At 62.6% G+C, this 18,707-nt stretch carries 19 protein-coding genes and 1 pseudogene; 12 read left to right on the top strand and 8 right to left on the bottom strand.

Annotated features, from left to right (window positions below):
- Nucleotides 1-8 precede the first annotated feature (8 nt).
- A complete protein-coding gene (gene msrA / locus CQ002_RS08680) occupies nt 9-704 on the top strand; it encodes a peptide-methionine (S)-S-oxide reductase MsrA (protein WP_105162164.1) in 696 nt (231 codons plus the stop codon).
- A 72-nt stretch (nt 705-776) separates the two neighbouring features.
- Here msrA and CQ002_RS08675 read toward each other — a convergent pair whose 3' ends face one another.
- Nucleotides 777-1,727: an alpha-E domain-containing protein gene (locus tag CQ002_RS08675; protein ID WP_034105362.1), complete on the bottom strand. Its 951-nt coding sequence runs from the start codon at nt 1,725-1,727 to the stop codon at nt 777-779.
- Between the two features lie 2 nt (nt 1,728-1,729).
- Entirely contained in the window at nt 1,730-3,139 is a 1,410-nt protein-coding gene (locus CQ002_RS08670) for a circularly permuted type 2 ATP-grasp protein (protein ID WP_034105360.1), read from the bottom strand.
- A 430-nt stretch (nt 3,140-3,569) separates the two neighbouring features.
- On the opposite strand from CQ002_RS08670, the gene CQ002_RS08665 reads away from it, so the two are divergent.
- The 3 genes from CQ002_RS08665 (at nt 3,570) to CQ002_RS28495 (ending at nt 4,559) form a co-directional block, all read left to right on the top strand.
- Nucleotides 3,570-4,115, top strand: coding sequence for a hypothetical protein (locus CQ002_RS08665; protein ID WP_034105358.1), 546 nt, complete (start codon nt 3,570-3,572; stop codon nt 4,113-4,115).
- An 85-nt stretch (nt 4,116-4,200) separates the two neighbouring features.
- Nucleotides 4,201-4,413, top strand: coding sequence for a hypothetical protein (locus CQ002_RS08660; protein ID WP_034105356.1), 213 nt, complete (start codon nt 4,201-4,203; stop codon nt 4,411-4,413).
- An 11-nt stretch (nt 4,414-4,424) separates the two neighbouring features.
- Nucleotides 4,425-4,559 carry a hypothetical protein gene (locus CQ002_RS28495; protein WP_256589335.1) on the top strand — a complete coding sequence of 45 codons (135 nt, stop codon included), beginning with the start codon at nt 4,425-4,427 and terminating at the stop codon, nt 4,557-4,559.
- On the opposite strand, the gene CQ002_RS08655 is transcribed toward CQ002_RS28495, so the two are convergent.
- Nucleotides 4,550-5,902, bottom strand: a complete 1,353-nt coding sequence (locus CQ002_RS08655; RefSeq protein ID WP_105162165.1) for a sodium:proton antiporter — start codon at nt 5,900-5,902, stop codon at nt 4,550-4,552. The genes CQ002_RS28495 and CQ002_RS08655 overlap by 10 nt on opposite strands.
- 394 nt (nt 5,903-6,296) lie before the next feature.
- On the opposite strand from CQ002_RS08655, the gene CQ002_RS28705 reads away from it, so the two are divergent.
- Genes CQ002_RS28705 through CQ002_RS28480 form a run of 5 tightly spaced genes read left to right on the top strand, consistent with a single transcriptional unit; the run spans nt 6,297 to nt 11,576 of the window.
- Nucleotides 6,297-8,291, top strand: coding sequence for an aminotransferase class I/II-fold pyridoxal phosphate-dependent enzyme (locus CQ002_RS28705; RefSeq protein WP_034105350.1), 1,995 nt, complete (start codon nt 6,297-6,299; stop codon nt 8,289-8,291).
- A gap of 25 nt (nt 8,292-8,316) precedes the next feature.
- A complete protein-coding gene (locus tag CQ002_RS08645; protein WP_034105347.1) occupies nt 8,317-9,171 on the top strand; it encodes a transporter substrate-binding domain-containing protein in 855 nt (284 codons plus the stop codon).
- Entirely contained in the window at nt 9,171-9,875 is a 705-nt protein-coding gene (locus CQ002_RS08640) for an ABC transporter permease (RefSeq protein ID WP_034105977.1), read from the top strand. Before CQ002_RS08645 ends, CQ002_RS08640 begins: the two co-directional genes overlap by 1 nt.
- Before the next feature lie 7 nt (nt 9,876-9,882).
- Nucleotides 9,883-10,581, top strand: a complete 699-nt coding sequence (locus CQ002_RS08635; protein ID WP_105162166.1) for an ABC transporter permease — start codon at nt 9,883-9,885, stop codon at nt 10,579-10,581.
- Nucleotides 10,578-11,576, top strand: coding sequence for a DMT family transporter (locus CQ002_RS28480; RefSeq protein WP_034105344.1), 999 nt, complete (start codon nt 10,578-10,580; stop codon nt 11,574-11,576). The genes CQ002_RS08635 and CQ002_RS28480 overlap by 4 nt, the downstream gene beginning before the upstream one ends.
- Here the strand turns inward: CQ002_RS28480 and CQ002_RS08625 are convergent.
- Nucleotides 11,532-12,071: pseudogene (locus CQ002_RS08625) on the bottom strand (TetR/AcrR family transcriptional regulator); the annotation flags it as partial. The gene CQ002_RS28480 and the pseudogene CQ002_RS08625 sit on opposite strands and share 45 nt — an antisense overlap.
- A gap of 90 nt (nt 12,072-12,161) precedes the next feature.
- On the opposite strand from CQ002_RS08625, the gene CQ002_RS08620 reads away from it, so the two are divergent.
- Entirely contained in the window at nt 12,162-13,160 is a 999-nt protein-coding gene (locus tag CQ002_RS08620; RefSeq protein ID WP_105162167.1) for a succinylglutamate desuccinylase/aspartoacylase family protein, read from the top strand.
- Here CQ002_RS08620 and CQ002_RS08615 read toward each other — a convergent pair.
- Entirely contained in the window at nt 13,122-13,979 is an 858-nt protein-coding gene (locus tag CQ002_RS08615; RefSeq protein WP_105162168.1) for an AraC family transcriptional regulator, read from the bottom strand. The two genes, CQ002_RS08620 and CQ002_RS08615, sit on opposite strands and share 39 nt — an antisense overlap.
- Before the next feature lie 144 nt (nt 13,980-14,123).
- Here CQ002_RS08615 and CQ002_RS08610 point away from each other — a divergent pair, with 144 nt between their 5' ends.
- Entirely contained in the window at nt 14,124-14,924 is an 801-nt protein-coding gene (locus CQ002_RS08610; protein ID WP_034105336.1) for an alpha/beta fold hydrolase, read from the top strand.
- Between the two features lie 107 nt (nt 14,925-15,031).
- Here the strand turns inward: CQ002_RS08610 and CQ002_RS08605 are convergent, their stop codons facing one another.
- Complete coding sequence (locus CQ002_RS08605; protein WP_105162169.1) at nt 15,032-15,820, bottom strand: aldolase; 789 nt, start codon at nt 15,818-15,820, stop codon at nt 15,032-15,034.
- A gap of 3 nt (nt 15,821-15,823) precedes the next feature.
- Nucleotides 15,824-16,528 (bottom strand): haloacid dehalogenase type II, encoded by a 705-nt coding sequence (locus tag CQ002_RS08600; RefSeq protein ID WP_098466498.1) that lies wholly within the window; start codon nt 16,526-16,528, stop codon nt 15,824-15,826.
- 115 nt (nt 16,529-16,643) lie between these two features.
- Here CQ002_RS08600 and CQ002_RS08595 point away from each other — a divergent pair, with 115 nt between their 5' ends.
- Entirely contained in the window at nt 16,644-17,489 is an 846-nt protein-coding gene (locus tag CQ002_RS08595; RefSeq protein ID WP_034105330.1) for a LysR family transcriptional regulator, read from the top strand.
- Here the strand turns inward: CQ002_RS08595 and CQ002_RS08590 are convergent.
- Nucleotides 17,475-18,704, bottom strand: a complete 1,230-nt coding sequence (locus CQ002_RS08590; RefSeq protein WP_069023826.1) for an EAL domain-containing response regulator — start codon at nt 18,702-18,704, stop codon at nt 17,475-17,477. The two genes, CQ002_RS08595 and CQ002_RS08590, sit on opposite strands and share 15 nt — an antisense overlap.
- Nucleotides 18,705-18,707 lie beyond the last annotated feature (3 nt).

Here is an 18,707-nt window from a genome sequence, read left to right as displayed (position 1 = left end):
TGACTGCGATGAAACTTCTGAAGTATTTACCCGTGTTTGCCTTCGCCGCCTTTATCGGCCAAACCCCAGCGTTCTCCTTCGGCGCCTCCGAGGATGTCGTGGCGATCGCCCCCCCTGCGCTGGACCTACCCAGCGACTCCGGCAACCTGCAAACCGCTGTATTCGCGGGGGGGTGTTTCTGGGGTGTCCAAGGGGTTTTCCAGCACGTTCAGGGTGTAAAGAACGCCGTCTCCGGCTATGACGGCGGCGCCGCGAGCACCGCGCAATATGAGTCCGTCAGTGACGGCGATACCGGCCATGCCGAGTCGGTTGCAGTCACCTACGACCCGAGCACAGTCAGCTACGGCAAATTGCTGCAGATCTATTTCTCGGTCGCCCACAACCCAACCGAACTCAACCGCCAGGGCCCCGACACCGGCACCCAATACCGCTCGGCGATCTTCGCGCAGAACGCCGAACAGCAAAAAGTCGCTCAGGCCTACATCGCCCAACTGGACGCGGCCAAGGCCTTCGATAAACCCATCGTCACCCAGATCGAGATGGGCAAGCCGTTCTACCCGGCGGAGTCCTATCACCAGGATTTCCTCACCGAGAATCCGGCGTACCCCTATATTGTGATCAACGATTTACCCAAAGTGGCACAGCTCAAAAAACTGTTCCCCGACCAATACCGCGCCGAGCCCGTGCTGGTAAAGAACCAGTAGGCACACACGTCCTGCAGGCGTCCGGCTTGCCCACGCTATCGCCGGCAAGGCAGACGCCTGCAAGGTTGTGGTCTACACGACTTCCAGATACGAACTGTGTATCGCCCGTGCCAGCTCGCGCACCATGTCGATGAAGTCCGTGAGGCGGCTATGCAGCCCATCCTCCAGGATCTCATCAATGCCCGTATACCTCAGTCGAGCTTCGAATTCGGCGGCGAGTCGCTGCGCGGTCCTGCCATAACTGCCGGGTAGATCGGCCAGGATATGGCTCAATTCCTCAATGCACGCATGCAACGAACGCGGCACGTCGCTGCGCAGCAACAGAAGTTCCGACACTGATCGCGCATTCAACGCGTTCGGGTACAGCTCGGTGTAGGCCTCGAACGACGACAACGCGCGGAGCAGGGCACTCCACTGGTAATAACCGCGTGCCGACAAGTCGCTGACTTCTTCCGACTCTTCGCCAAACATCTCGTAACGCGCGTCCAGTAACCGCAGGGTGTTATCCGCGCGTTCGACAAAGGTGCCCAGGCGGATAAACCGGTAGGCGTCATTGCGCATGATCGTCCCGGAGGTCGCTCCGCGAAACAGGTGCGAACGCTGCTTGACCCAATCACAGAAGTGGCTGATGCCGTGCCGCGCCAGGCCGCCAGCGGCGATGCTGCGCATTTCCAGCCAGGTGGCGTTGAGGTTTTCCCACATGTCGGCGGTGATGCGCCCACGGACCGCGTGGGCATTGCCGCGTGCGGCGCGCAGGCAGTTATAGATGCTGGCGGGGTTTTCTTCGTCGAGGGCGAAGAAGTGCAGCATGCGTTCGGCGTCCAGCTGTTTATGACGCTCCAGGTAACTGTCCAGGGTGCCGCTGCTGAGCAACGACATCGCCAGCTCATCCAGCCCATCGCTGCGCCCGGCCTGGGGCATCAACGACAGCGAGTAACTGACTTCCAGCATGCGCGCCAGGTTCTCGGCACGCTCCAGGTAGCGGGACATCCAGTACAGATCTGCGGCGGTTCTACTCAACATACTCAGCCCTCCACCACCCAGGTGTCCTTGGTTCCGCCGCCCTGCGACGAGTTGACGATCAACGAGCCTTCCTTCAATGCCACGCGGGTGAGGCCGCCGGGCACCAGGCGGGTTTCCTTGCCCGAGAGTACAAAGGGCCGCAGGTCGATATGCCGTGGGGCGATGCCGTTTTCGACAAAGGTGGGGCAGGTGGACAGGCTCAAGGTCGGTTGGGCGATATAGGCATGGGGACGGGCCTTGATACGCTGACGGAAGTCCTCGATCTCGGCCGCGGTGGAGGCCGGGCCGACCAGCATGCCGTAGCCGCCGGAGCCCTGGGTTTCCTTGACCACCAGTTCTGGCAGGTTGGCCAGTACGTGGGACAGCTCGTCGGGCTTGCGGCACTGGAAGGTCGGTACGTTTTGTAGCACCGGTTCTTCATCCAGGTAGAAACGGATCATTTCCGGCACATAGGGGTAGATCGACTTGTCGTCGGCCACGCCGGTGCCGATGGCATTGGCCAGCACCACATTGCCGGCGCAATAGGCGGCGACCAGGCCGGGCACGCCGAGCATCGATTCGGGATTGAAGGCCTTGGGGTCGAGGAAGGCGTCGTCGATCCGCCGGTAGATCACGTCCACCGGCTTGGGGCCATCGGTGGTGCGCATGAACACTTTGAGGTCGTGCACGAACAGGTCGGCGCCTTCCACCAATTCGACGCCCATTTCCCGGGCCAGGAACGCATGTTCGAAGAACGCGCTGTTGAAGCGGCCGGGCGTCAGTACCACCACGTTGGGGTTGTCCAGGCGGCTTGAACTCTTGAGGGTCTTGAGCAGCAGGTTGGGGTAGTGGTCCACCGGCGCGATGCGCTGCTTGGCGAACACCTCGGGGAAGAGGCGCATCATCATCTTGCGGTCTTCGAGCATGTAGCTCACGCCGCTGGGGGTGCGCAGGTTGTCTTCGAGCACGTAGTAGGTGCCGTCGCCATCACGCACCAGGTCAACCCCCGAGATATGGGAATAAATGTCACGGTGCAGGTCCAAGCCGACCATCGCCTTCTGGTAACCCTCGTTGCCCAACACCTGGTCCGCCGGGATGATCCCAGCCTTGATGATGCGCTGGTCGTGGTAAATGTCGGCAAGAAACATGTTCAGCGCGTTGACGCGCTGGATGCAGCCGCGTTCGATCACGCTCCATTCGCTGGCGGGGATGCTGCGCGGGATGATGTCGAAGGGGATCAGGCGCTCGGTGTCCTGCTCGTCGCCATACAGGGTGAAGGTGATCCCGGCGCGGTGGAACAGCAAATCGGCTTCACGGCGACGCTGGGCCAGCAATTCCGGCGGCGTATTGCCCAGCCAGCGGGAGAAATCCTGATAATGCGCACGGCACACGCCGTCTGCATCATTCATTTCATCGAAGAAAGATCGAGCCATTCCAGTACCTTGTCAGTGCCGAGGGAAGCTTGGGTGGCACTGCCGTTTCAAAAAACGCATTTTTATAAGGGCCGTGGCTGAGGGTGCCCACGGGCCTGGTCCTTACTTTCTTATGGGATCGGCTCTGGGTCGGGGGGTAACGAATGCTCCTGAATCCGGGCAGATGAAAGGATAAAGCAATGCCTGTGCCGGAATGCCCATGCACGCTGTCGATTACTCGCTGCAGGGCCAAGGGTTTTGGGGCGGGGCCCGGCTTGCCGGCGGTGGCGGTGTCACGGCCGCCATCGTCGGCCAGCCGGGCGCCTGCAGTGGGTATACCGCACATTGCCATAACGGCGCATGGCTCGCACCAAGGCAGTGCACGAACAAACTTGAACTTCACCGCCCCCCCATTCTTCTAATAGGACTCGAACCTGCGTGGAGCACTGTCGTGCCCAGAATCATCTCTCCCCACACGCCGGAAGCGGCCCTGGACGACCACAGCGAGCATAATGCCAAGATCTTCGGCTCGCCCAAGGACCGCCTGGATTTCTACCGGCGTGAAATCCAGTACGAAACCACCATCCTGGCCAACCGCACCGACGCCTACCTCACGGCGCAGTCGTTCCTGGTCATCGCCTTTGTCTCCGGCATGGGCAACCTCAACCCGGAGTGGGGCAAGCTGTTCACCCTGGTGGTGCCGGTGTTCCTGGTCTCGCTGGGCATTCTCAGCTCACTGAATGCCTGGCCAGGCATTCGGGCCGCGTACGAAATCATTGACCACTGGCATTACAAACAGAGCGAACTGCTGCGCAGCGAGCCGGTGATGGGTATGGCCTACGATGAATCGCCGCTGTTTTCCGAAATGGAGTCGTCCCACAAGGGCTATCGCAAGTCGCTGCTCTTCTCCATGCGAGCCCCCTGGTTGTTCATGGTGTTCTGGCTGCTGCTGGGGATTTACGCGTTCTATATCCAGGTCGACAACCCGATCCGGTGAGCAATCGAACGGAACTTCACCGTTCGGCGCGGCGCCTTACCTTCAGGCCCTGCTGATTTCCCACCGGCCTGCCAAGAGGTGACCCATGAGCACAAGCAAAGACCCGCAAATCGATGACCGCAACGATCCTGCCATCGACGGTGGCGAACCGGCCCCCGGTACCGCTGCAGACGCGCCCAAGGACCCGGTCCCGGCCAAAGACCCCAAAGCCAAGGAAAACGACTACAGTCCAGACTTCAAGCCTGAGCGCGAGCCCAAGCCTGAAACCGATGCTGATATCGACACCCAAGGCGGTTAGAGGAGACGATCATGTCAAAAGAACTCGATGACGAACTCAACGACCCGGGCAATGAAGATCCCGGATCGCTGATGGATGATGCAGAAGTGCCGCTCAACGATCTGGATGATGCGGCAGACTTCGGCAATACCGAGCGTCAGGACTGAGCTTTCGCCTTGGCTCGTCGTTCATACCACACCAGCATCGGCTGGGTACTCAGGCCATGAACGACGATGCTCAGGGCTACCACTGACAACGTCAGGTTCACCGCCACCGCGCTGCTGGTGCCGATCAGCCCGTGATTGAGCGCGTAGAACAGGTAGTAAATACTGCCGATCCCCCGAATGCCGAACCATCCCATCAGCCCGCGTTGGCGCCTATCGATCAGGCTGCCCCAAGGCATTGCCAGCACGCCTATCGGGCGAATCACACAGAACAGCAACGCCGCCACCGGCAGTGCGCGCCAATCCCAGTGGCTCACCAGTACGATGCCCAGCACCGTCACCAGGAACACCTCCATCGAACGCTCCACCAGGCTGCCAAACGAGAGCATGTCGCCCATCATCACGCCGGCAGCGATCTGGGTATCCTTCAGTTCGCTGACATCGCCTTGCAGCGCGCGGTCGGGCTCGACCTCCAGGTGGCCCACCACCGGCAGCGCGAGATGCTCCGACGGCGTTGTCGAATGCCCCGTGGAGCGAAATTCCGCCTGCCGCAACCCCAGCCCTGCCGCAAACACCGACAGGAAGCCATAGCCACCCACCGCCTCGGCGACCACGTAGGCCAGCGCGATCAGCGCGAGCGTCAGGTAGTCATTGGGCGAGAGCGTGCTGTCACTGTTGGTGATGCGCAGCCACAGCGTCACGCGGCCAATGCCGCGGCCCATCCAATAGCCAATCAACAAGCCGGCCGGCACTGCCCACAGCAGGTTTTTCAGCACCCAACCGCCCAGCCAGTCACCGTCGAACCCGCCATGCTGCATGAACAGCAGGGCGAAGATCACGAAGGGGAAGGCGGTGCCGTCGTTCAACCCCGCTTCGCCGGACAGCCCAAAGCGCAGTGCGTCATAGTCCTGGGCATTATTGACCTGCACCAGGCCCGCCAGCACCGGGTCAGTCGGTGCCAGAATCGCGCCCACCAGCAGCGAGACGCCCCAGGACATCGCAAACAGGTAATGCAGCGCCAGGCAGATGCCGAGGATGGTCAGCAGCATCACTGGCCCGGCCATGCCGAACGCGATGCGCCAGGTGCGGTGCTTGAGCGGCAGGCGCAACTTCAAACCGCTGACAAACAACGAAAACAGCACGGCGACTTCGGTCAGGTGCTCCATCCAGCGCGCGGAGTTCTTGATATCCAGGTGCAACAGGTCAACGCCCAGCGGGCCAATCCCCACGCCCAGCAGCAGGCACACTGCCGAGGTGGTCACTGGCATCCAGCGCAGGTAGGAGGAGGTGAGGGCAAGGGTGAGCAATACGGCGCCCAGTACGGCCATCCATAGAATAAAAGTCATCAAGCGTGCGCCAAGGCCGTGGTCTGTTCCGGTTGGAGGACCATAGCCGGTCACGGGTTCAATGTGATTGGGCCAACTGCGAGCCGATGGTTTTCACACTGGCGCAGCCCCGACTGCGACAGCGGCCTGCGCCCGGGCATCTTTATCGCGCTCAATCACGTGGCGCTCTTCAAGTTCAACCTCGGCGCGGCCGGCGAGTTGCCGGGTTGTCGCTGCGGCCTGATGAGCCAGGTGCGAATCCGCAGGAATCACCACAACGACCTCTTTGGACGATAAACGACACGGGGCTGGATTTACCCATTGAACGACTGTTCAGTTTGAACTATGTTGACCGCATCCACCCCTTGCACAGCAACGGGGTCGCGCTTTTTCTTCTTGAACGAGAGGCTCTGGCATGCGGTTTTCCCCCTTCGTCGATCGAATTGCAGGGCAGGGCGTAGCCGCCTGGGACATCCACCATGCTGCATTCCAGGCCGCCAGCCAGGGCGAAGACATCATCATCCTCAGCGTCGGTGACCCTGATTTCGCCACGCCCTCCTTCATTACCGATGCCGCCGTCACGGCCTTGCGCGAAGGCGACACCCATTACACCGAAATCCCGGGGCGCCCGGCGCTGCGCGAGGCCATCGCCGCGCGCTACAGCAACACGCTGGAGCGTGCGCTCAATGCTACGAACGTGATCACCGTGGCCGGTGCGCAGAACGCCTTGTTCGTGACGTCCTTGTGTCTGTTGCAGGCCGGTGACGAGGTGCTGGTGCTCGACCCGATGTACGTCACCTACGAGGCCACGCTCAAGGCAAGTGGTGCAACACTGGTGCGCGTGCCGTGCTCGCCGGCGTCGGGTTTTCGCCTCGATGCGCAACGGCTCTGCGCCGCGATCACGCCCCGGACGCGGGCGATTTTCTTTTCCAACCCGAACAACCCGACCGGCGTGGTGCTCAATCCGCAGGAGTTGCAAGCCATCGCCGACCTGGCCATCGCCCACGACCTGTGGGTGGTAGTGGACGAGGTCTACGAAAGCCTGGTGTTCGACGGCGACTACCACAGCCTCGCCGCGCTGCCGGGCATGGCGGAGCGCTGTGTCGTGATTGGCAGCTTGTCCAAGTCCCACGCCATGACGGGGTGGCGCATCGGCTGGATTGTCGCGACGCCGCAAATGGTCGCCCATGCCGAAACCCTGGTGTTGAGCATGCTCTACGGGCTACCCGGTTTTGTGATGGAAGCCGCGACCGCGGCGGTGCTGGCCCATGATCAAGTGACCCAGGGCATGCGCGAGATTTACCGGCGCCGGCGCGACCTGGTGGTAGCGGGGCTGAGTGCATGCCCTGGAATCAAGGTGCAGGCGCCGCAAGCAGGCATGTTTGTGCTGGTGGATGTGCGCGATACCGGCCTGGGCTCCCTGGATTTCGCTTGGCGCTTGTTTCGCGAAGCCGGGGTTTCAGTGCTGGACGCTGCCGCGTTCGGCGAGCCCGCCCAAGGGTTCGTGCGGTTGTCGTTCACGCTGGGGGAGGAGCGCCTGGCCCAAGCCTGCCAGCGCATCGCAGGGTTTGTCGCCAAGCTGGCCGGTGAACCGCGTGCCGCTGCTGCGCCCAGGATTGAAGTGGTGCAACCCTTGGCAGCCAAGAAGATGATCGAGGTCATCGACCTGCATAAGCGCTTCGGCAATATCGAGGTGCTCAAGGGCATTTCCCTCACCGCCCACGAAGGCGATGTGATCTCGCTGATCGGCGCCAGCGGGTCGGGCAAAAGTACCTTGTTGCGCTGTATCAACATGCTCGAAGTGCCAGACCAGGGCAGCATCCACGTCGACGGCGAAAGCATCAAGCTCAACTACGGTCGCCCCGGCGCGCCCTTGGTGGCGGACGCCAAGCAACTGGTGCGCATCCGCTCGACCCTGGGCATGGTGTTCCAGAACTTCAACCTGTGGCCGCACCGCACGGTGCTGGAAAACCTCATCGAGGCCCCCACCCAGGTGCTGCGCGAAAGCCGCGCCGAGGCCATCGAACGCGCCGAAGCGTTGCTCGACCGCGTCGGCCTGGCCGCCAAGCGCAATGAGTACCCGGCGTTCCTTTCCGGTGGCCAGCAACAGCGCGTGGCGATTGCCCGTGCGCTGGCCATGCGGCCCAAAGTCATGCTGTTCGACGAACCCACCTCGGCCCTCGACCCGGAACTGGTGGGCGAAGTGCTGCGGGTGATCCGCTCCCTGGCCGAGGAAGGCCGCACCATGATCCTGGTCACCCATGAAATGGCCTTCGCCCGGGATGTGTCGTCCAAAGTGGCGTTTCTGCACCAAGGCATGATCGAAGAAACCGGCTCGCCGGATGCGGTGTTTATCGACCCACGCAGTGAGCGTTGCCGGCAGTTCGTCAACGCGCATCAAACTCGCTAACTCCAGAAAAAGACGGGGCAAAATCATGAAATCCAAGCGTATGGCAACGTGGTTGAGCAGTGCAGTGTTGATGATGGCCGCAGGTTTCACATGGGCGGCAGACAAACCGATCGTGTTCGCAGTGGCGGCCGAACCTTACCCTCCGTTTACCGTGAAGGGCGGTAACGGCCAGTGGTCAGGGTTTGAAGTCGACCTGATCCACAAGCTCTGCGAGGGCATGAAAGCCGAATGCCAGATTAAGGAAGTGGCGTGGGACGGCATCATTCCCTCATTGCTGGCGAAGAAGATCGACGTGATTTTTTCATCGATGTCGGTGACCGATGAGCGCGAAAAACAGATCGCCTTCAGCCGTGCCTACTACGACTCGCTGCTGGGTGTCGCCGGGCCCAAGGGCAGCGAAGTCGAGATCTCCCCGGCGGGCCTGAAGGGCAAGTTGATCGGCGTGCAGATCTCCACCGTCAGCGCCAATTACCTGAAGAAGTACTACGAAAACATCGCTGACCTCAAGTACTACGATACCCAGGAATCGGCCAACGCCGACCTGATCGCCGGGCGTATCGACTACATGATGGCCGACGACACCGCCATCGCCATGATGGTCAAGACCCCCGAGGCCAGCGGCCTGGCGCACATAGCCAGCGTGCCCTACGACCCGATCATCGGCCGTGGCGTCGGCGCCGGCTTGCGCCAGGAAGACACCGCGCTCAAGGCCCGGTTGGACAAGGCCATCGGCGAGCTGCTGGTGAGCAAGGATTATGACGACCTGTCGCAGCACTACTTCGGCCTGTCGGTCAGCCCGTGCAAACGCACCGACACCCCGGCGTTTGTGAGCAAGACTTGTGACAGCCCGTACCAACAAGTCGCCCAGAAGAGCGAATGATGTTCGACCTTCTCAGCTTCGGCGAACAGGGGTGGGGCAATGCATTGCTCAAGGGGTTATGGATGACCCTGCAGATCTCCGCCGGCTCCTTTGCGGTGGGTTTGCTGATCGGCCTGGTGGTGGCCTGCGCGAAGCTCAGTGCGCCGCGCCCGATTGCGCTGCTGATGCGCGGCTACACCACGGTGTTTCGCGCGGTGCCGGAACTGCTGCTGATCCTGCTGCTGTATTACGCAGGCTCCATGGGGCTCAACGCGCTGATGCTGTGGATGGGCGTCGAGCAGGTGAATATCAGCGGCCCGCTGGTGGCCATCCTGGTGTTGGGCCTGGTGCAGGGCGCCTACGCCTCGGAGATTTTCCGCGCGGCGATCCTCGCGATTCCCCACGGACAGATAGAAGCGGCACGGGCTTTTGGCTTGAGCGGGTTCGGCCTGTTCCGGCGGGTGACCCTGCCGATCATGGCGCCCTTCGCCCTGGCCGGCATGTCCAACCTGTGGATCAACCTGATCAAGGACAGCGCCTTGATCAGCGTGGTGGGCACCAACGAGCTGCTGTACACCGCCAAGCAGGCGGCGGGTTCCACGCGCCACTACCTGCTGTTCTACCTCACGGCCGCCGCCCTGTATTACCTGGTGACGCTGGCTTCCAATTACCTGTCCGGGCGCCTGGAGCGACGTATCCGTCGCTGGATGCCGGTTGTCGAGTGAGCGGCCCATGCCTGAATGGATAAGCTATTACGCCGGCCTAATCGCCAAGGGGTTGCAGACCACCTTGTCGCTGCTGGTGGTGTCGGCGGTACTCGGGTTTGCCCTGGCGGTGCTGGTCGCGCTGGCGCGGTTGTCACGGCGCAAGTGGCTGGCGCGTGGGGCGTTGGCTTACACCAGCGTATTGCGCGGTACGCCACTGCTGATCCAGATCTACATTTTCTACTACGGCCTGGGCAGCCTGTTCGCCCAGTTCCCGATGATTCGCGCCAGCGTCCTGTGGCCGTACCTGCGCGATGGCTACTGGTACATCGTGTTTGCCCTGGTGCTGTCGGTCGGCGCCTACGTGGGCGAGGTGATCCGCGGCGGCCTGCTGGCCGTGCCCAAGGGTGAAATGGAAGCCGCCTCGGCGTTCGGCATGACCCCACGCCGGGCGCTGCTGCGGGTGCGCTTGCCACGCGCGATGCGCCTGTTGCTGCCGACCCTGGCCGGGGAGACGGTGATGCTACTCAAGTCCACCGCACTGGCCTCGACCATTGCCGTGGTTGACCTGCTGGGCGCGGCCAACGTGGTGCGGGCACAGACCCTGCAGATCTACCAGCCGCTGTTGCTCGTGGCGGGCGTCTATTTGTGCCTGACCTTCCTGATCGAAGCTGCATACGCGATTGCCGAACGGCGTGGCACGCCACTGCGCAGGTCGGCCGGATGAAACAGGACCGATCGCTGCAAGGGATTGCCCTGTGTTCCCTGGCCTACGCGTTCTTGGCGTTGCAGGATGCGGTGATCAAATGGCTGGTGGCCGATTACTCGGTGTTCACCATCCTGTTCTGGCGCAGCCTGGTGGTGGTGGCCGCCTGCGTGATGGCTGGGCGCATGGGGCTGTTGCGGCGCGCGTGGACCTCGGCCAGCCGCCGCTTGCTGATCATCCGCGGGCTGTTGTCGTTGCTGGCATGGTTGCTGTACTACACCGCTGCCAAGGACCTGAGCCTGGCGGAAATGACCACGCTGTATTTCTCCGCACCGATCATGGTCACGCTGCTCGCGGCGCTGATCCTCAAGGAACGTGCCAGCCGCGGCCAGTGGATCTCGCTGGTCATCGGCTTTGTCGGCGTAGTGATCGCCTGTCGCCCCAGCCAGATGATGGACCCGCTGCCCATCGCGCTGACCTTGGCCGCGGCCTTGTGCTGGGCGTTTACCTACATCCAGTTGCGCCAGGTCGACCCGGCCACCTCGGTGCTGGAGCAGATGCTGATCACCAACGTGGTGTTTGTGCTGTGCATGGCGGTGACCTTGCCCTGGACCCATACGCCGTCGCCCACCCCAGCCTGGCTGGGCATGTTGGCGGCGGGCCTGGTCGGCGGGGTTGGCCAGTTCCTGCTGTTTGCCAGTTTCCGTCGTGCCACGGCGACTTTGCTGGCGCCGTTTGAATACACCGGGTTGATCTGGGCGTTCCTTTTGTCGAGCCTGGTGTGGGGCACGCTGATGGATGGCTCGCTGATTGTCGGCGCAGTGTTGATCGCGGCCAGCGGCACCCTGGCCATGCTCAGTGCGCGGCACCCGGTGTCACAGGATGTGGTCGGCGCCGAATGCTCCGTGACGCAACCCCTGTACCCAGCAGCGGCAGATGTGCAGGCCGTTGGCGGGGCTGAAAGTGCCGGGGTTGAGGCACCCCTCGAGCCAGAGTCCGTCGAGCATCGCCGATAGGCCAATGGCGGCCAGGCGGCTGTCGTGGATCACCAGGTTTTCGCTGCGGGCCAGGTCGTCCAGCAGTTGTTGGATCAACGCCAAGTAGGCGTGGTAGCTGTTTTCGTGGGACTGGTTCACGTGGGGCGAGTGGCGGATCAGGCTCCAGAACACCACCCACACGCCCAGCAGGTCGGGGTCCATGACCCTGGGCGAGAACGAGGCACTGAGAAACGCATCCAGGCGCGCGGCGGCGCCTTGAGCCAACTCGACCTGTTCCCACAGGGCGCTGGTCAGCTCGTTGGCCAGCTTGTGGTAGGTCTCGGCGATCAGTGCGTCGATGGTGCCGAAATGGTGGTTGAGCAACCCCACCGACACCCCGGCCTCGGAGGCAATGCGCCGCACGGAAATCCCGGCGTGCCCATCGCGGGCCAGGCAGGTGAGGGTGGCGGCAATCAGCAGGTCCCGGCGTTCGTCGGGGTTGGTGCGGCGCAGTTTGGGAGGGTCGATGGTCATGGGCAGGCCTTGGATGAAATACCACAGTGCTCAGGTTAGTTGAACATGTGTTCAATCTCTACCGAATAGTTGATGAGAGGAGGGCAAGGCATGGCAAAAGACCTTTCGTGGCAGGAAACCGGTGATGCTGGCAACGCGCTGCACATCGGCGCCTGGCGTTTCGACGGCGACGGTAGCGGGCCCAAGGTGCACCTGCAAGCGGGTGTGCATGCGGATGAAATCGCCGGCATGCTGGTCCTGCATCAGTTATTGCCGCGCTTGCAAGCGTGCCAGGATCAGGGCCGCCTGAAGGGCAGTGTCACCGTGGTGCCCCAGGCCAACCCATTCGGCATCGGCCAGTTCCGCCAAGGCCGATTGCTCGGGCGCTTCCATGAGGCCACCGGGCAGAACTTCAACCGCGCGTTCGACCACTCCCTGGTCATGGAACGTCCGGCAAGCAACCTGGCGCACTGGCAGAGACGCCTGGTGCAATTGGCCGCCGAGGCCGAACTGGTGCTGGACCTGCACACCGATGACGAGGCGTTGCCGTACCTCTATATCCACCGTCGCTTCTGGCCCGACCAAGGCCTGGCGCTCGCGGCGGCCTTGCAGGTGGACCTGGTGATTGTCTGGGATGAGGGCGGCGATGGCTCTTTTGAAGAAACCATCATCAACCACGCATCGCCGCAATTGGCCGCCACCATCGAGCTGCGCGGGCAGGCCGACGTCAGCGACGCCCTGGCGCAGCAGGACGCCGATGGCCTGTGGGCCTGGTTGTGCGTCAATGGTGTGATCGACGAGGTGGCAAGCATCGCCCCATGGCCAGGCGACGTGGTCGACATGGGCTGCATGGAAACCATACTCGCGCCGTGCGCAGGAGTGCTGGTGTTCGAAAAGGGGTTGGGTGATTACGTCGAGGCAGGCCAGCGTTTTGCGCGCATCATCGGCCGACCCGGCGACCCGATCTCGGAAGTGACCCTGCACGCCGCCCAGACGGGGCGCATGATCACCCGGCACCGCGAACGCCTGGTTGCCCAGGGCTCGGTGGTCGCCAAGTTCACCGGTACACGCTTATCCGACAGCTACAGTGGCGGTGTGCTCGACCCTTAGCGGCGCCTGCAGCTGTAACCATTCACGCGGGCTGGTGCCGGTCTTGCGCCTGAACGCACGGGCCAGCGCCGAAGGGCTTTCGTAACCGACCTCATCGGCAATCAGGGCGATGGGCCGGCCTTCACGCAGGCGTTTCTGCGCCAGGCTGACGCGCCAACTCAGCACATAGTCGGCCGGGGTCTGGCCGACCACCTTATGGAAGTGCGCAGCAAAACTGGCACGGGACATGTTCGATTCCGCCGCCATTTCCTGCACGGTCCATGGGCGCTCGGGGTGGTTGTGCAACAGCGTCATGGCCCGCGCCAGTCGCAGGTCTGCCAGCCCCGACATCATGCCAGTGGTCATGCTGTGATAAGCCATCATGTGGCGCAGGAACTGAATCACCATCAGCTCGAACAGGCGGTTCATCACCGCTTCGCGTCCACAGTGTTCGGCAAAGGCTTCGCTGAACAGCCAGTCGAGCGTCCCGGCGATCATCGGGATCTGCTTGAGCGGCATCACGATGGTGTCGGTCAGCGCCACTGACAACGGGTTATCCAGGCCACCATCAAAACGCAGGGACGCCGCCACCACCTGGGCACGGTCTGCTTTTGACGCCAGCAGGCGATGGGGCAGGGGGCGCGGCACCAACACCAGGCTGGGCTCGGGGAGCCGCAGGGTGCCGTCGGGCATCTCCAGGCTGGCCTGGCCCTCCTTGAGCAGGTACACGCGGCCGCGCTGCTGCACGTCGCGGGTGTCGAGCACACCGTGCAGTAACCCGCTGTGAAAGGTCTCGGCACCAATGCCGAAGTGCACCAGCAGTGTGGACAAACGATCCATGACTCACCTGAGCGTGAAAAAGCGCTGTTGTTTAGACGATCTGCGCCATATCGTCGACTATTAGCCTCCATTTGTAAAATGCGTTTCGGCATCATGGCCTCACGTTCAACGCCTTGAGCGCCTACCCTAACGGAGCAAACGTCCATGAAAACCTTCAAGTTCTCCCGCGTCGCCGCCGCCCTGATCACCGGCGCACTGGCCCTCGGTGCTGCTACCGCCAGCTTTGCCGCCCCGCAAAAAGCCACCGTGGTGCTGGTACACGGCGCCTTTGCCGACGCCTCCAGCTGGAACGGCGTGATCGCCGGGCTCAAGGCCGAAGGCTACCCGGTGGTCGCCGTGGCCAACCCGCTGCGCAGCGTCAAGACCGACTCGGACTACGTCGCCGACATCGTCGAACACACCCCGGGCCCGGTGATCCTGGTCGGTCACTCCTACGGCGGCTCGGTGATCTCCAACGCCGTGCACGACAGCAAGAAGGTCAAGGCGCTGGTCTACGTGGCCGCCTTCGCCCCGGAAAAAGGCGAGACCGCGTTTGAACTGTCCGGCCGCTACCCTGGCGGCACCCTGGGCCCGACCCTCGACAAACCAGTGGTGTCCAAGGACGGCGTGACCGACCTGTATATCCAGCAGGACAAGTTCAACGCCCAGTTCGCCGCTGACGTATCACCCAAGGACGCCCAGTTGATGGCGGCCGGCCAACGGCCGATCACCGAGGCTGCACTGAAGGAACCGTCGGGCGACCCGGCCTGGAAAACCGTGCCGTCCTACTTCATCTACGGTTCGGCAGACAAGAACATTCCCGAGGCTGCGCTTAAATTCATGGCAGACCGTGCGGGCTCGAAGGAAACCGTGGATGTCAAAGGTGCGTCGCATGTGGTGATGGTGTCGAACCCGGCGCGGGTGGTGGCGATCATCAACGATGCGGCCAAGGCCAACGCGCAATAACCAATCGCTGTAGACGCAGGCTTGCCGGCAAGCCTGCGTCTACAGATATCTGCGCTTGATCCTAGGCGCCCCCGGCAGGGATCTGGATAGGCGCTCAGGTCACCAGGTCACTGATCAAAGCGCGATCCCAACCCCCTCAGTCGCCGCATGGCACTGTCCAGATGCGCCCGCGCACTCGCCGGGTCACCCTCACGCATCTGCTCATATGCCAACTGCGCCACCGCTGGCTCGATTGGCTTGAGCGGCTGCCCACTGGCCATGGCCTTCAGCTGCACCTCGGCCGCGCGCTCCAGGTAGTACAAATCGTCCCAGGCCTCGGCAATGTTCGGCGCAGCCACCATCACCCCATGATTCTTCAAGAACAGAATATCGGCATCACCCAACGCCGCCGCGATGCGCTGGCCTTCGCGGTTATCCAGGGCCAGGCCGTTGTACGCTTCATCCACCGCCGTGCGCCCATAGAACTTCAACGCCGTCTGCCCCAGCCACAGCAAGGGCGGGCCTTGTAGCAGGCACAGCGCGGTAGCGTTGGGCATGTGGGTATGGAAGGCGGCCTTGATGCGGGGCTGGCACTGATGCAACTGTGCATGGATATAAAACGCGGTGGCTTCTGGCGTGCCATCGCCGTCGATCACATTGCCGGCGAAATCGCACACCAATAGATGGGAGGCGGTGATCTCCTCGAAGGCGTAGCCGAACGGGTTGACGAAAAACAAGTCGTCATGCCCCGGCACCGTCGCCGAGAAGTGATTGCAGATGCCTTCTTCCATGCCATGCAGCGCCGCCAGTTGCAGGCACGCGGCGAGTTCCATCCGCGCCTCGATGGCCGCGAGGCTGTCGAGGTTCAAGCGCCCGGCGCGCGGGCCCAGGGAAGAGGGCGTAAAGGTATGGGCCATGGTTCACCACCCCAGGGATTTGAATAATTCGGGCACGCCGTCGAGGGTTGGCAGGATGGCGTCCGGGGTGTAATCGGCCAACAACTGACGGCCGGTGCCACGGTCGATCCACACACAACGGAAACCGATATCCCGCGCCGCGGCATGGTCCAGATGCGGGCTGGCACAGATATGCACCACCTGGTCGAGGCTCACGCCGAGTTGCTCGTGAGCATAGTCGAACAGGCGACGATTGGGCTTGTAGGCCCGCGCCTGCCCGGCGGTAATGACCCGGTCGATATGGCCACCCAATTGCGCCACGTTGCCGGCGATCACGTCATCGTCGGTGTTGGAGACGATGCACAGTTTGTAACCCTGATCCTTGAGCTGCTTGAGAGTCGCCACGACTTCCGGAAACGGTGGCATGGCACTGATGCTGTCCGTCAGGATCGCGCCGTCGTGCTCATTGGTCGGCAGACCCAGCTCTTTCAGGGCGAGCTGCAAGCCCAGACCCGCAAGGGTGCGGAAGCTGCGGTGCGGTGGGGTTTGTTCCAGGGCGTGTTCGTGGTGGTCGTAAACGCTGATCAGCGTTTCGCCGTCGACATGATGTTCGCCTTTGTCGTCGAGGATCCGGTCAACGGCGGCACGCAGGCCCTCATCCCATTGGATCAGGGTGCCGTAGCAATCAAAGGTCAGCCACAGGGGGCGAGGGGAGTGGTCGAGCGACATGGGGCACCTTTAGCCAAGAATGGGCGACCGCTGCAGCATAGGAAACCTGGCGTTCAGTTGGAAATTAAATTAGCCTCTGTGTCACAGTTGAATTTCCGATAAGTGGGTGGCTACCATGTTTGACCTCGAACTCCTGCACACCCTGGTCTGTGTGGTGGACGAAGGCAGCTTCACCCGCGCCGCCGAGCGCGTACACCGCACCCAGTCCACGGTGAGCCAACAGATTCGCAAGCTTGAAGAAAGCGTGGGGCAGGTGCTGTTGGTACGGGACCGCTCAGGCCAGCAAGTCAGCGCCACCGAACACGGTGAGGTGCTGACCCAATACGCCCGGCGCTTGTTGAGCTTGTCTCGGGAGGCCCGCGATGCCTTGAACACCGAGGCCAGTGTGGTGCCGGTGCGCTTGGGCGTGCCCGAAGATTTTGACGCAGCGCGCATGGCCTCGATGCTTTCCGGCTTCGTCCGTGCTCGCCCAGAAGCGCGCCTGGAGACGGTCAGCGGCATGAGCACCGACCTGCGCCGGCAACTGGAAAGTGGTGAAATCGATATCGCTCTGGTCAAGCGCGAGGCCGGCAGCGGCGAATGCCACGCCAGTTGGCCGGAGCCGTTGGTGTGGGTGTGCGGCCACGGCCAGGACCTGCAGGCCGAGACCTTGCCCCTGGCGCTGTTTCCCCAAGGCTGCATCTACCGCCAGCGCGCTATCCGCACCCTGGACAAGGCCCGGCGCAGTTGGCGCGTGGCGTTCGGCAGCCACAGCCTGACCGGCATCCAGGCGGCGGTGACGTCCGGCCTGGGCATCAGCATCTTGCCAAAAAGCGCGGTACTGCCCAGCCATCGGATCTGCACGGAGTTGCCTGCCGTACCGCCCTCGGAACTGGCCTTGGTCAGTGGTGCGGAGCGGTTAAGTGCGACCCACCGAGGGTTGATCGAATGCTTGAGCGTGGAGATTTCACGGACGGTCTAGGCGCTCCAGCAACAAGCGCTCCAAGGTCTCCACTGGCAGCGGTCGGCTGAACAGGTAGCCCTGGATCTGATCGCAGCCGGCGTCTTTCAGGAACGCAAGCTGCGCCTGGGTTTCCACACCTTCAGCCACGACGCGCAGGCTGAGACTGTGGGCCAGTTCAATGATGGTGCGGGTGATCGCCGCGTCCTGTGGGTTGCTGGTGACTTCGCGGATAAACGCGATGTCGATCTTCAGTGTGTCGATGGGAAACCGTCGCAGGTACGCCAGGCTCGAATAGCCGGTGCCGAAGTCATCGATGGAGATCTTCACGCCCATGGCGTGCAGGCGCTGCAGGCTGTCGATGGTGTGTTGGGTATTTTCCATCAGCGAGCCTTCGGTCAGCTCGACTTCCAGCCAATGCGGCGCGACCCCATGTTGTGCAAGAAGGCGTGCGATGTCGGCAATCAGGTCGCCTTCGATCAATTGATGGCCGGAGACGTTCACCGACACTTCCACTGCGCCAATGGCACCGCGTTGCCACTCGGCAATCTGTTGGCAAACGGTGTCGATCACCCAGCGGCCCACCGGAACGATCAATCCGATGCTTTCCAAAACCGGTACAAACACTCCCGGGGACACCGCGCCGTAGTCCGGCCGTTCCCAGCGCAGCAGCGCTTCGAGGGCGCAGAGCCGGCCGTTGGCAACTTCGACCTTGGGCTGGTAATGCACGGTGAATTCCTCACGCTCCACAGCCAGGCGCAAGGCCTCCTCCAGGTCCTGGTGGGCCAGGTCATGCACGTTCATGCCGGTTTGCTGTCGCGTGAGCTCGCGTGAAGGGTTCACCCGGTCGCCGCGTGCCTTGAGCCGCAGCAGGTTGCGCACCCGCAACCACAGCTCGACACGCTCCACCGGTTTGCTGATGAACTCCTCGGCACCGGTCTCCAGGCCACTGACCCTGGCGCTCGGTTCACTGAGGGCCGAGAGCATGATGATCGGGATGCCCGCCGTGGTTTCGTCGCCTTTGAGCTGGCTGGCGACTTCGTAGCCGTCCATGCCCGGCATCATGATGTCCAGCAGGATCAGGTCCGGGGGCTGTTGTGCCACCAACTGCAAGGCTTCTTCACCGCTGCCGGCGCACACGGTCTGGTAGCCCTCATGTTGCAGCAGGGTTTCCAGCAGCTTGCGCACCTGGGGTTCATCATCGACGATCAACAGCGTTGCGGGTTGGCTGGCCATGGA

This window comes from Pseudomonas sp. MYb13 (assembly GCF_002980075.1).
Taxonomy (GTDB): domain Bacteria; phylum Pseudomonadota; class Gammaproteobacteria; order Pseudomonadales; family Pseudomonadaceae; genus Aquipseudomonas; species Aquipseudomonas lurida.
The sequence above is the reverse complement of the archived record's forward strand: the minus strand, read 5'-3'. Positions and strand labels throughout refer to the sequence as shown.